The sequence below is a fragment of the Stenotrophomonas sp. YJH_SMC_130 genome, assembly GCF_059369035.1.
The window spans coordinates 209,414-222,802 of sequence record NZ_JCAFSH010000004.1 but is presented as its reverse complement, the minus strand read 5'-3'; the positions used below and the strand labels follow the sequence as shown (position 1 = coordinate 222,802).

Annotated in this window: 11 protein-coding genes; 10 read left to right on the top strand and 1 reads right to left on the bottom strand. The window is 67.5% G+C overall.

Translation table 11 applies throughout. From position 1 onward, the window contains the following. The first annotated feature begins 101 nt into the window (after positions 1–101). The 6 genes from AC5P5V_RS09185 to AC5P5V_RS09160 all read left to right on the top strand — a co-directional run bounded on the left by AC5P5V_RS09185 (position 102) and on the right by AC5P5V_RS09160 (position 6,892). Complete coding sequence (locus AC5P5V_RS09185) at positions 102–1,718, top strand: ShlB/FhaC/HecB family hemolysin secretion/activation protein (RefSeq protein ID WP_134968773.1); 1,617 nt, start codon at positions 102–104, stop codon at positions 1,716–1,718. 38 nt (positions 1,719–1,756) lie between these two features. After that, positions 1,757–3,541, top strand: a complete 1,785-nt coding sequence (locus AC5P5V_RS09180; RefSeq protein ID WP_134968772.1) for a DUF2341 domain-containing protein — start codon at positions 1,757–1,759, stop codon at positions 3,539–3,541. A gap of 10 nt (positions 3,542–3,551) precedes the next feature. Next, complete coding sequence (locus AC5P5V_RS09175; RefSeq protein WP_049413909.1) at positions 3,552–3,965, top strand: ExbD/TolR family protein; 414 nt, start codon at positions 3,552–3,554, stop codon at positions 3,963–3,965. Positions 3,966–4,004: 39 nt separating this feature from the next. Further along, the gene (gene tolA, locus AC5P5V_RS09170) at positions 4,005–4,676 is read left to right on the top strand and encodes a cell envelope integrity protein TolA (protein WP_495215867.1); all 672 of its coding nucleotides are present in this window, start codon (positions 4,005–4,007) and stop codon (positions 4,674–4,676) included. 43 nt (positions 4,677–4,719) lie between these two features. After that, a complete protein-coding gene (locus tag AC5P5V_RS09165; RefSeq protein WP_231352137.1) occupies positions 4,720–6,465 on the top strand; it encodes a putative porin in 1,746 nt (581 codons plus the stop codon). Positions 6,466–6,562: 97 nt separating this feature from the next. Then, positions 6,563–6,892, top strand: a complete 330-nt coding sequence (locus AC5P5V_RS09160) for a hypothetical protein (RefSeq protein WP_005416760.1) — start codon at positions 6,563–6,565, stop codon at positions 6,890–6,892. Between the two features lie 110 nt (positions 6,893–7,002). Here AC5P5V_RS09160 and AC5P5V_RS09155 read toward each other — a convergent pair whose 3' ends face one another. Further along, positions 7,003–7,401, bottom strand: a complete 399-nt coding sequence (locus tag AC5P5V_RS09155; RefSeq protein WP_134968770.1) for an OsmC family protein — start codon at positions 7,399–7,401, stop codon at positions 7,003–7,005. Between the two features lie 321 nt (positions 7,402–7,722). On the opposite strand from AC5P5V_RS09155, the gene AC5P5V_RS09150 reads away from it, so the two are divergent. The 4 genes from AC5P5V_RS09150 (at position 7,723) to AC5P5V_RS09135 (ending at position 13,387) form a co-directional block, all read left to right on the top strand. Beyond that, complete coding sequence (locus AC5P5V_RS09150) at positions 7,723–8,226, top strand: RNA polymerase sigma factor (RefSeq protein ID WP_065177682.1); 504 nt, start codon at positions 7,723–7,725, stop codon at positions 8,224–8,226. An 82-nt stretch (positions 8,227–8,308) separates the two neighbouring features. Beyond that, positions 8,309–9,265 (top strand): FecR family protein, encoded by a 957-nt coding sequence (locus tag AC5P5V_RS09145; RefSeq protein ID WP_231352136.1) that lies wholly within the window; start codon positions 8,309–8,311, stop codon positions 9,263–9,265. 182 nt (positions 9,266–9,447) lie between these two features. Then, positions 9,448–12,570 (top strand): TonB-dependent receptor, encoded by a 3,123-nt coding sequence (locus tag AC5P5V_RS09140; RefSeq protein ID WP_134968721.1) that lies wholly within the window; start codon positions 9,448–9,450, stop codon positions 12,568–12,570. A gap of 52 nt (positions 12,571–12,622) precedes the next feature. Further along, the gene (locus tag AC5P5V_RS09135) at positions 12,623–13,387 is read left to right on the top strand and encodes a Slam-dependent surface lipoprotein (protein ID WP_134968720.1); all 765 of its coding nucleotides are present in this window, start codon (positions 12,623–12,625) and stop codon (positions 13,385–13,387) included. The last annotated feature ends 2 nt before the right edge of the window (positions 13,388–13,389 follow it).

Here is a 13,389-nt window from a genome sequence, read left to right as displayed (position 1 = left end):
GTCACAAAACTGTTGGCGGTTTTGACGCGATGTACACGTCCTGTTGGTAGATCCACGCGCCGCTCCCTGGCCCCTCCCTTCGATACGACGCGATGCCTTCGATGACTCCTGTTCCGTGCCGAGCCGTTCGCCTTCCGCTGCGCCTGCATCCGTTGGTGCTGGCGCTGGCAGCGCTGCCGCTGCCGCTGCTCGCGCAGGAGGCAGCACCCGCGCCCAGCGTGAACATCAACGAATTCATCGTGCGCGGCAACACGGTGCTCGATCCGCGGGAGATTGAACGCGCGGTGGAACCGTTCCTCGGCCCGGGCAAGACCCTGGCCGATGTCGAGAAGGCGCGCGATGCCGTCCATGCGCTCTACCAGCAGGCCGGCTACCAGTCGGTCTACGTCGAGTTGCCCGAGCAGCAGGTCAGCGGTGGCGTGGTGCTGCTGAAGGTGCAGCAGACGCCGATCGGCCAGCTGCGCGTGGTCGGTACCCGCCACGAATCGCCCGAACGCATTCGTGAACGCGTACCGGCATTGGCGGAAGGCAAGGTTCCCGACTTCGACCAGGCCCAGAAGGAACTGACCGCACTGAACGAAGGCGGGCGTCGGCAGGTGATGCCACTGGTGCGCGAAGGCCAGGTGCCGGGCACGATGGATGTGGACCTTCAGGTCGAGGAGAAGTCGCCGTGGCGTGCCAGTGCGTCACTCAACAACGACCATAGCGCCGACACCGAGAAGCTGCGCCTGAGTGCTTCGCTGGCCTACGACAATCTCTGGAAGCGTGGGCACAGCGCCAACCTTGGCGTGTATCTGGCGCCGGAAGACACGAAGCAGGCCAAGGTGTTCTCGGCCTCGTACACAATGCCGTTCGAAGGCACGCCGTGGAGCCTGGAAGCCTCCGGCTACAGATCCGACAGCCGCGTGTTGAATGCAGGTGGGCAGGTCGGCACCGGCACCGGCACCAATGTGATCGGCAACGGCCATTCGATCGGCCTCAAGCTCAACTACCGCCTGCCGGGCAGCAGCCAGTGGTGGCGCCAGCTCAGCCTCGGCGTGGATTTCAAGGACACCGAGGAGGACACGCAGATGGGCAAGGACAGCCTGAAGACGCCGCTGAAGTACGCGCCGATCACCCTGGCCTTCGTCGGCGTGCGCCAGGGCGAGCACGATCAGCTGAGCATCAACACCCAGCTGGTGGCCGGTACCCGCCGCCTGTTCGGTTACGGCAGCGACGCCACTGCGTTCGGGCAGAAGCGCTACTGGGCCGACCCGAGTTTCGTGGCGTTCAAGGCCGACGTGGCCAACACGCATACCTTCGGCAGCGACTGGCAATGGTATGCGCGCGGCTCGCTGCAGGTAACCGATGCGCCACTGGTGTCGGCCGAGCAGTTCGCCGCAGGTGGCATGTACACCGTGCGCGGCTACCTGTCGGCCGAGGCGATCGGCGATTACGGCGGCCTGGCCAGCCTGGAATGGCGCACGCCTGCGTGGTCACTGTGGCGCGGCACCGACCTGCGCGTCTACAGCTTTGCCGACGCGGCCTACCTGCGCCTGCGCCAGCCGCTGCCCGAACAGCGCGACAAGTACAACCTGGCCTCGGTCGGCCTGGGCGCGCAGCTGCGCCTGGGTGAACACCTGCAACTGCGCCTGGACTACGCCTGGCCCTACGCCGATGGCCCGGTCACGCGCAAGGACGACCCGCGCCTGCATTTCAACATCAGCACCAGTTACTGACCCTTCCCTTGAACATGCGTTCTCCGGAGACCCTTCGCATGGACCGTTTGCTTTCCCGAGTGTTGTTGCTGCTGGCCGCGCTGCTTGCGCTGCCGGCGGCTGCGGCCGATGCCAATTGGTGGCAGGCCGAATGGAAGTACCGCAAGCCGATCACCATCGACGCCGGACCGCAGGGCGCGGGCCTGGCCGGTGACCCGGGCCGCACGCCGCTGCTGCTGCGCCTGCATACCGGCAACTTCGGCTTCGACGGCACCCAGGATGCGGGCAACGACCTGCGCTTCGTCTCGGGTGATGGCCGTACCGTGCTGGCCCACCAGATCGAACAGTTCGATCCCCAGATGGGCCTGGCCCTGGTCTGGGTGGACGTGCCGGCGGTCAGTGCCGCCGCGCCGCAGACGATCTGGATGTACTACGGCAATGAAAAGGCCCCGGCCAGCGGCAACGGCCAGCAGGTGTTCGATCCGGACTATACGCTGGTCTACCACTTTGCCGAGGCCAACGCCCCGGCGCGTGATACCACCGCCTACGGCAACAACGCCGGTGCCGTGGCACCGCCAGCGGAAGGCTCGGTGATCGGTCGCGGCGTTCAGCTGGGCACCGCGCCGCTGCCGCTGCCGGCCAGCGCCTCGCTGGCACAGGAAGCGGGTGCACCGCTGACCGTCTCGGCCTGGATCAAGCCCGGCAGCAACACCGCTGCGCAGGCCATCTACGCCCGCCGAGATGGCGCGTCCGAACTGGTGCTGGGCATCGAGAACCGCGTGCCGTTCGTGCAGCTCAATGGCCAGCGCAGCACGCCTGCGCAGCCGGTTCCGGAAGGACAGTGGGCACACGTTGCACTGACGGCAGAGAAGGGCGCGTTGCAGCTGTACCTCAACGGGCGCGTCGTTGCCCAGCTGAGCGGTGCGCTGCCGGCGCTGGGCACGGCTCCGGTGGTGGGTGCCGATGCGCCGGGCGCGGTGCAGCCACTGGCCAACTTCGAAGGTGCGCTGGATGAACTGCGCATCTCGCGCGTGGCACGGCCGGCCGCGCTGCTGCTGGCCGATGCCACCGCACAGGGTGCCGATTCGCGGCTGATCAGCTACGGCGCCGACGAGCAGTCCACCGGCCAGAGCCACTTCGCCTTCATCCTCAAGGCGATGCCGTTCGACGCCTGGGTGGTGGTCGCGATCCTCGGCCTGATGATGCTGCTGTCGTGGGCGATCATGATCGCCAAGGGGCGGCACTTCGGCCGTACCAGCAAGGCCAATGCAGTGTTCACCGAGAGCTTCGGCAAGCTGTCCGGTGTGCCGCTGCGCACCCTGTCCGACATGGACCGCCAGGGCAAGGCCCCCACCGCGATGCACGACGGTTCGTTGTGGCGCATCTACCAGGTGGCCATCGATGAAATGCAGCAGCGCCATCAGCGCGACGGCAACAGTGGCTACCTCAGTGGCGCCACCATCGCGGCGATCCGCGCGTCGATGGATGCGGTGATGGTGCGTGAGCAGGAGGCAATGGCACGACGCATGAACTGGTTGTCGACCACCATCGAGGGAGCCCCGTATGTGGGCCTGTTCGGCACCGTGATCGGCATCATGCTGGTGTTCGTGGTGGCGGCGATGGCCGGCGCGGTCGACATCAACTCGGTGGCACCCGGCATGGCCGCAGCGTTGCTGTGTACGGCGGCCGGCCTCGGCGTCGCGATCCCGGCACTGTTCGGCTACAACTACCTGGGCGCGCGTGCCGAAGCTATCGGCGCCGACATGGCGGTGTTCATCGACGAGTTCGCCGCGCGCCTGGCCGAAGAGCAGGACGGGCGCGGCCCGGCCGCGGTGCAGGGCTGAGGGGCGCGCCATGGGCCAGAAGGCGAAGTTCGGCATCAAGAAGCGCGAGAAGGGCATCAACGTGACGCCCTTCGTCGACGTGCTGCTGGTGGTGCTGGTGATCTTCATCCTGACCAGCAACGCCTCCATCCCCGGCATCGAGGTCAACCTGCCGAAGGCCAGCAACGCCGTAGCGCTGGAGAAACCAAAGACCAAGGCGATCACCATCGACCCCAGTGGCCAGGTGTTCCTGGATGCCTACCCGGTGACGATGGCCGAGCTGGAAGACCGGCTGCGCACCGAGCGCGCGACCACGCCGGATTTTCCGGTGATCGTGCGGGGTGATGCGCAGGTGCAGTACGCCCGTGTGGTCGAGGTGCTGGACCTGCTGCGGCGCCTGGAGCTGGCCCAGGTGGGCCTGGTCACCGGCAAGGCGCAGGGCTGAGGCATGACCGCCCATCAACCCCCTCGGCCGGAGCCCGGCATGCGTGGTCGCCCGTTGCTGGTGACCGTCGCGCTGGTGCTGGTCGCGTTGCTGGTGCTTGGCGTCGCGCTGTGGTGGCTGTTGTTCAAGGACACCGCAAGCACCCGCCGGCCGGTGGTGCAGCCGCCGATGCTGGCGTTGCCGCCACCGCCTCCGCCACCCCCGCCGCCGCCGCCGCCGGAGAAACCGCCGGAACCGGAAACGCCGCCGGAAGAGGCGATGCCCGAACCGGAGCCGCTGGATCAGCCGACGCCGGCCGAAGAGCCGACGCCGACCCCGGACAACAGCGATCCGGTGACGATGAATGCCGACGCGCAGGCCGGTGGCGACAACTTCGGCATCCAGTCCGGCAGTGGTGGCGGTTCGTCCGGTGTCGGTCGTGGCGGTGCCGGCAACGCCACCTATGGGCGCTACCTCGGCTACCTGATGCAGCAGGCGATCTCGCGCGACGACAAGGTCAAGCGTCTGGCGTTCCAGTTGCAGGTGAATGTGTGGCTGGCCAGCGATGGTCGCCTGGAAAAGGTCGAGCTGGTGCGTGGCAGTGGCAACGAGGAGGCCGACGCGGCCGTGCTCGATGCACTGCGTCGCATCGGCAAGGTCGACCAGGCACCGCCGCCGTCGCTTGATTTCCCCGCCCGCGTCCTGATCCAGGGCCGCCGGCCCGGGGCCTGATTCCCCGACCTCCGTGATTTCCCTTCATTCGATGAGAACCGTGATGAACGACCACGTCCGCGCACGAACCGATTCCCGCCGCCCGCGGCCGGCCCGACGGGCGCTGCTGTGCTGCGCCGTGCTGCTCAGCCTGGCCGCCCCGGCCGGCGCGATGGCCGCCGAAACCACCATGGTCAAGCTGATCAAGGGGCTGATCGCCAGCGGTGCACTGAAACCCGAAGACGGCCAGGCATTGCTGGTGCAGGCGCAGGCCGAAGCAGAGGCATTGCAGCACACCGCGGCCGCCGGGACACCGGCCGCCAGTGGTGGCGTGGCCCTGGAGGCCGGTGACGTGCGCGTGCCGTACGTACCGCAGAGCGTGCGCGACGGCATTCGTGACGAAGTGCGCCAGGAGGTGATGGCGCAGGCCAGGTCCGAGGGCTGGGCGGCGCCGAACGAAGTGGCTGAGTGGACCAAGCGCATCAAGGTTACCGGTGACATGCGCGTGCGCAGCGAGTCGCGCTTCTTCTCCGAACGCAACAGCGACATCGTCAGCAACTGGTCGTCGATCAATTCCGGCAACGGCTTCGACACCAACACCAACACCAACCTGCAGCTGCCGCCGCTGCTGAACACCCGCCAGGACCGCCGCAACCTCTGGCGCATCCGCGCTCGCCTCGGCATCGAGGCGACCATCGGCCAGCACACCACGGCCGGCGTGCGCCTGGCCAGCGGCAGCAGCAATGGCCCGGTGTCGACCACCGAGCAGCTGGGCGGTGGCCTGAGCAAGAAGGACGTGTGGCTGGACCAGGCCTGGCTGGCCTACAGTCCGGCCGATTGGGTGACGGTGCGCGGCGGCCGCTTCGGCAATCCGTTCTGGACCAGCGATACGCTGTTCTCCAACGACCTGAACTTCGACGGCCTGGCCGCCAACCTGCAGTACGATTTCGACGGCGGTGACCTCGGCCTGTTCGCCAACCTGGCAGTGGTACCGCTGGAGTACACCTCCGACAGCGCGCCCAGTCAGAGCCGGGTCAAGACCCCGAACGAGAACAAGTGGCTGTCCGGCGCACAGGTGGGCGTGAACTGGCGCTTCAACGACGACAACGCGCTGCGCGCCGCGTTGGGCTACTACGATTTCAAGAACATCAGTGGCCGCCTGTCCTCGCCGTGCGCGCTGTACGCAGGCGCGGTCGGCTGCGACACCGACTGGTCGCGCCCGGCCTTCATGCAGAAGGGCAACACCCTGATGCTGATCCGCGACATCGCACGCAACCCGCTGGATCCAGCCAACACGCCCACCCCGCAGTACGTCGGCCTGGCCTCGGCATTCCGCCTGGCCACGCTGAACCTGCGCTGGGATACGCAGCTGGCCCAGGGCATCGGCCTGCGCCTGGATGGCGACTACATCCGCAATCTGGCCTACGACAAGCAGAAGATGTTCATCCGCGCCAACAGCGGCATCGTCAACAACTACGGTGCCGGTGGCACCGCCGGCATCGATACGTTCCGCAGCGGCGACACCGCCTGGATGGTGCAGGCCACCTTCGGTGCCACCGACCTGAAGGAGAAGGGGCAGTGGCAGGCGCTGCTGGGCTACAAGCGCATCGAGGCCGATGCGCTGCCGGACGCCTACAACGACCCGAACTTCCACCTCGGAGGCACCAACGCCCGCGGCTACTACGTGGGCGGCGCCTACGCGCTGGACGCGCGCAGCTGGATCAGCGGCAAGTGGATGGCGGCCAAGGAAGTGTCCGGTGCTCCACTGTCGATCGACGTGTTCCAGCTGGAGTTCAATACCGGGTTCTGAGTGACGGCGTGATGTGGATCACGTAGTGCGTGGCGGGGGCGCAGCGATGCGCCCGTCTAGGGAAAGGAGACCACGCGCTGCACATAAGGAGGAGTGGATGAGCCGTCGCAAGCTGTTCGAGAGTTCCGAACCGTCCAGCCGATCGCTGGGCATCGGCCCGGCCTATGTCTCGGTGGAGGGGCTGCGCCAGCACCTGGCGGAGTTCCTGCTGTATGCGGGCCGGCCGGTGGTGATCATGCGCGGGCGCAGCGAAGTGGGTTACTTCCTGCCAGCGCGCTGCTGGCGCCAGCGTGACGATGATCCGCTGGCGGCCGCCGCCGCCGACCAGCTGCTGGACGCGGCCGGGTTCCAGGCCGAGGATATCCAGCAGGTGGAGCAGGAATTCAACGCGATGCGCCAGCGCACCGTACTGCATTCACGGCGCTGAGTGGCCGCCGGGCATGGCCCGGCGCTACCCGATGGCCCCGCGCCGCTCCGGTAGCGCCGGGCCATGCCCGGCGAGCGTCGTCTGTAGATCCACGCCATGCGTGGATGGGGTTACGCAGCACTCCCGCGCTCACTGGTGATGCGTGCACCCTCGCGCATCACCAGGGTCACCGGGGTCTTCTCCACCACCTCCAGCAACCGCTGCCACTGCGCATCACTCAGCTCGGCGCTGGCATGCAGCACGCGGTGCACGTGGAAACGCCCATCCTCGTCACGTTCCGAGCGCAGCTCGGCATGGAACTCGCCCAGCTCCCAGCCCTTGCGCTGCGCATACATGCGCAGGGTGATGGCGGTACACGCCGCCAGCGAGGCCAGGTACAGGTCGAACGGCGCAAAGCCCTTGCCCTGGCCACCCAGCGAGGCAGGCTCGTCCGCATCCACATCAAAGCTGCCGTTGCTGATGTGGTGCAGATAGTTGTCGGCGGTCGAAACAATGCGTGCGTAGGCCATCACGTTCTCCATCTGTCTGTGGCGTCGAGCCACGCTCGACTGCGCTAAAAAGGGCGGCCCCAGCCAGGACCGGGGCCGCCACCCCATCACTCGGTACGATCGTACGAGAACTGGATGCCCGCGGTACCACCGGTTGCGATGAAGAGGTTCATGAAATCCGGGACCGTTGCCGAGCGGGCCCAGTCGCGCTGCAGTTCGCAGAGCACCTGCCATGCGTGGATGAACGAGCCCGCGGCTTGCCGCCTGCGGCCGCGCAGCCCACAATCCACGTCCGGACCGTCGCCATCACGCCCATCATTCCCCGGTCCGGCCTTGGCGCCTATGTCTCCCAATGCCCTGGCGCTGGTCGAGCTGCTGATCCGCGAGCGCCGTGCGTTGTCCCGCTTCATCGCACGCTATCTCGACCCGGCCAGTACTGAGGACACCCTGCAGAACCTGTACCTGAAGGCCAGCAGCGTGCCCGGCGATCCGCCCATCCTGGAGCCGCGCGGCTATCTGTACCGGATGGCCTACCATCACGCGCTCAACCGCAGCCAGGCCGACGCCCGCGAGCGGCGAGCGATGGCCGAGTACGCCGTCGACATGGGCGATGCAGGGCATGATGGCGAGGCGCAGGCGCTGGACCAGGCGCAGCTGCGCGAGATCACCCAGACCATCCTCGCCCTGCCGGCCCAGGTGCGCGAGTGCTTCGTGCTCAACCGCTACCTGGGCCTGAGCGAGCGCGAAATCGCCGCGCGCCTGGGAATCTCCAAGAGCCTGGTTGGCAAGCATGTGCTGCGCGCAGCGCTGCTGATCCAACAACAGCAGCAGGGAATGCGTCGATGAGCGGCGATTACCGTGGGCAGATCGCGCCCGCCGTTGTCACAACAGGAAAGCGCACCTGTTCGTGGTGCGGCAGGCCACAATCATGACCACCTCCGAACCCTCGCCGCGTCAGGCCAGGCAGGCGTTGCGCTGGGTGATACGGCGCAGTGCAGGCCCCCTGCCGGAACGCCAGCAACGAGCCCTGCAGCGCTGGCTGCAGGCCGATCCCCGCCACGCGCGGGCCTGGCGCCAGCAGCAGGCCTTCTGGCAGCGGTTGGACGCTGCCGGGCCCGAGGTGCTGGCCGCGCTGCCCGAGCTGACCGCAGATCAGCAGGGGCTGCGCCCGATCGCACCGCGCCGCCGTCTGCCCTGGCTGCTCGCCAGTGCTGCGGCCGCAGTGCTGATGGTCGCGGCCGCACCGCACGCGTTGCTGCTGGCGCGCAGCGATGTGCGCAGCAGTGATGCGCCGCGCGTGGTGCGGCTGGACGACGGCAGCACGGCGGTACTCGATGCCGGCACCGCACTGGCATTCACGTTCGATGGCCAGCAGCGGCGCGTGCAGCTGCTGCGCGGGCAGGCCTGGTTCCAGGTGGCGCATGAGCAGCGACCGTTCCAGGTCGAGGCCGGCGGTGGCCAGATCCGCGATATCGGTACGGCGTTCAGCGTGTCGATGCAGGGCGCCACCATCACCACCGAAGTCAGCGAGGGCGTGGTCGATGTGCGCCCGGGCGATGGCAGCGTGCAGCGCCTGCGCGCCGGGCAGGTGCGTGCGTTCCGTGACGGGCGCTGGCTGCAGCCGCTGCAACAGGCCGCGCCGGAGGCGATGGCGCCGTGGCGTCGCGGTGAGGTGGTGATCGACGGTCTGCCTGCCGCGCAGGCCATCGCCGATCTCGGCCGCTACCGGCGTGCCCCGGTCTGGGTGGTGGGCGGGCAGGGTACACGCGTGCGGGTCAGTGGCCTGTTCCATCTGCAGCAACCGGACACGGCCATCGACGCCGTGGCCGCGCAGGCGGGACTGCGAGTGCAGCGCTTGCCCGGAGGTGCGTTGCTGGTGTGGTGAAGCGCCCGCGGAGCACGCATTAACCGGCTGCATGAAAAAACATGAAAAAACCGTGGGCAGTCGTCGTACCCCGCTGTCTATAGAGGTATAGCCAGAGCGAAACCGCGTTTCTTCTCAAGCCAGACACACCACCGGGCACCGGACGTGGCCGTGGTCCCGCCCCGCTTGAGGAGTTCCTGTCCATGCCGTCCACGGCATCCGCCTGTCATCGTCGCGCTACCGTCCTGGCCCTGGCCATCTCCACCGCATTGCTGCCGCTGGCCTGGGTGCCGGTGGTGCAGGCGCAAGCCACAGTGGCCGCACCGCTGCGCACTTACGCCATTCCGGAACAACCGTTGGCCGATGCCGTGCGCAGCTTTGGCCGCCAGGCCGATGTGCAGGTGGTCTTCCGCAGTGACCTGGTGGAGGGCCGTCGATCCAGCGCGGTGAGCGGCGAGTACAGCCAGATGCAGGCCCTGCAGCAGCTGCTGCGCGGCAGTGGGGTGCGTGCCCAGCGCGGCATGGATGGCACCTGGAGCCTGCGCGCCGCAGCGGAGGCGGGGGAAGGGGACGGAGAAGGGGTGCGGGTGACCGAAACACTGGACGTGGCCGGTCGCCTGCAGTCGGAAGGGGGCGAGGCGCGTGATCGGCGCGGCTACGATGATGTGTTCGCGCTGGATCTGACCACGGCGTACTCGGGGCGCGACCGTGTGGAGCGCTATCGCGGCTCCAACCCGGCCGACGTGGTCAAGGATCTGGTCGGTGTGTTCAGCGGTGATGCGCGCAACAGCGGCGCGCTGGACATCAACATCCGCGGCATCCAGGGGCCGGGGCGGGTGCCGGTCAGCATCGACGGTGGCGAGCAGGCGCTCACGGTCTGGCGCGGCTACAACGGCGTCAGCAACCGCAACTACATCGATCCCAACCTGATCGGTGGCATCCAGGTCATCAAGGGGCCAGGGCTGGTGCGCGATGTGCACAGCGGGATCGGTGGCGCGCTGGTGATCAAGACCATCGATGTTGACGACATTGTTGCTGCCGGCGAGCGCTTCGGCGGGGAGCTGAAGATCGAAGGCAGCAGCAATGCGGTGGCGCCACGCCTGCCGCGGCTGCATACCGGCGAGGACTACCGCACGGTGCCGGGGTTCCCGCAGGGCTCACCCTCCGCACCGTATGCCGACAGCACGCTGCTGGTGCCGGTGAAGTCGCGCGGTTCTGAAACCCATGTGTTCGCCGGGGAAGACCAGGCCTGGCGGCTGGCGCTGGGCCTGCGTGGCGAACACGTGGACCTGATGGCGGCCTATGCCTGGCGCAAGCGCGGCAACTACTTTTCCGGCACCCGGGGCGCGGCGTACTACGACCAGGATCCGCGCGAGCAGTTCGAGTACAAGGGCCTGGACTACATCACCACGCTGGCGCGCTACTTCAAGCCCGGCGACGAGGTGCCCAATACCTCCAGCGAGCAGGAATCGTGGCTGCTGAAAGCGACCTGGCAGATCAACGACGACCAGCAGCTGCGCGCGACCTGGCGGCGCACGCTCTCGCACTACGGCGAGATCATGCCCTCGCGCATCCTGTCCGCGCCCGACTACGGTCGCATCCAGTGGCCGCTCAGCCGCGTCGATGCCGATGCCTGGAACCTGGAATACCACTGGCAGCCTGCCGGCAGCCGCTGGCTGGACCTGCGTGCCAACCTGTGGCGCACCGAAACCACCAGCGATACGTACACCGCTGGCGGCTTCCCCAATTTTGCCAGCAACCCCGACTGGAACCCCGGCAGCAGCCCGATCCTGCGCAATACCGCGCTGGCCAATGCCCGCAACGACCGCACCGGCCTGACCCTGAGCAACCGCTTCGCGTTGCATTCCACCCTGGACCTGACCGTGGGCGGCAACTGGCAGTTCGAGAGACTGCGCTCGGCGGACCCGTACTTCGGCGTCAGCGATGGCTGGCGCATGTATCCGCGCGCGGGGCGCCGCCAGGAAGGCGAGGGCTACCTGGTGCTGGACTGGCGGCCGGTGGATTTCCTCTCCCTGAGTGCCGGCGTGCGCTACGCGCGCTATTGGGCCTTCGATGATTTCCTGCAGGACCACCCGGAGCTGATGACCACCTCGGTGTTCCCCAAGGAGGCCCGCTACCGCGTCAACGAACTGCCCGAACGCCCGGCCAGCCTGCAGGGCGAGATCGACGCCATCGAGTCGCAGCGCGCGTTCTGGGACAGCATCGGCATGGGCTTCATCGTTGATGATCTGCTGAAGGGCCTGCTGGGCAGGTATGAGACGCCGGTTGCGGTGGACCACACCATTCCGTGGCTGCCGGATGCGGACGGCAACTACAGCCGTGCCAGCAACCCCTGCCTGAATGGCCAGGTGGCGGCCATTCCCGGGCTGTTGCCGGTGCAGGGGGCGCAGATCCTGTGCAGCATCCAGAGCGGGCCGCCGCAGACGGTGTCCGGGCGCAATGAGCGCAGGCGCGACCATGCCTGGCTGCCGACCTTCTCGGCCACCGCGCATTTCTCGCCCAATGCGCGCGCCTACGTCCGCTACAGCGAGGCGGTGCGTTTCCCCAGCATGTTCGAGAGCACCATCGCGTTCTCCAGCAGCCTGAGCCCGCTGTACCCGCTCAAGCCCGAGCACGCCTACAACTACGAAGTGGGCTACGTGCACAACCTGTCGGCGCTGTTCGGCAACACCGCTGATGCCGACGTGAAGTTGGCCTACTACGTGCACAAGACCCGCAACGTCATCGAGCGCGACGGCAATTTCCTGTTCGACAACCTGGACAAGCAGCGCATCCGCGGCGTGGAGCTGCAGGCGCGGTTCGACAACCGCCGCTTCTTCACCGACCTGGGCATCACCCGCACGCTGGAAAACAAGGTCTGTGACGAAAGCATGGCGGTGCAGCTCGATGCACTCGCCGGCAAGGTGCCCAACTGCGTGCAGGACGGCTTCGTCAGTGGCTACCTGCTGACCCAGGCCATTCCCCGCTTGTCGGTGAACGCGTCGCTGGGCACCCGGCTGTTCGATGAGCGCCTGGAGCTGGGCAGCCGCGTCGTGCATTACCAGCGCCACCAGAACCCGGACCTGCAGGCCTACCGTGACCGCCTGTACGCCGGCAGTGGTGGCCTGATCTGGCAGAACGTGCCGTTCACCTGGGGAAACATCACCACCGTCGATGCCTACGCGCGCTGGCGCATCAACGACCATGCCAGCGTCGAGCTGGTCGGCACCAACCTCGGCAACCGCTACTACGTCGACCCGGCCACTCGCTCCACGCTGCCGGCGCCAGGGCGCACGCTGAAGCTTGGTGTCACCGCGCGCTTCTGATGACCTGTTCCGTTGCTGTACCCGTAGTTCCCTCAACCCAAGGAGTAGTTCCATGAAGATGATCTCCCGTTCCGTACTGGCCGTGACCGCCACCTTTGCCCTGGCCGGTGCTGCCCAGGCTGCCGACATCGTCGGTGCGGCCAGCCCGGCCACCGATTCGCAGCTGTACGTCAAGGTCGGTGCTTCCGAAGTCAACGGCGGCCCGCACAGTGCCGGCAAGGCCGGCATCGGTGTCGGCACCGTCTCCAACGCCAAGCCGGTCGATTTCCAGGGTCTGGCCGCATACTCGGCCCCCACCACCGTGGGCAACGTGACCGTGCGCACGCTGGCCATGCCGATCACCGGCACCCCGGGCAACCATGCCGGCATGGGCCACTTCAACTTCGTCAAGGTGGGCAGTGGCGATGTGTGGTTCGGTGAATGGTCCAAGGATGGCGCCGCGGGTGGCTTCAACAACCGCCAGGTGTACTTCGCTGGCGACCGTGCGGGCACCACGTTGCCCAGCGGCACCGCCACGTACGCGGTGGCCGGCCTGAACAAATTCAACGGCAGCAACCTGCTCAGCGGCACTTTCGCCGCGAACTTCGGTACCGGCAAGCTGACCGGCGGCCTGGCCGGTGGTGGCCAGACGCTGGCGATCAACGCCAACATCAACAGCGCTGATGCGTCCTTCGCCGGCACCGCTGTGGCCAACGGTTCGGTCACCGGCAACAGCCAGGGCCAGTTCTTCGGCGCCAACGCCGCCACCCTGGCCGGTATCGCTACGTTCGCCGGCAACAGCCAGTACGACACCGCCTTCGGCGGCAGCAAGAACTGATT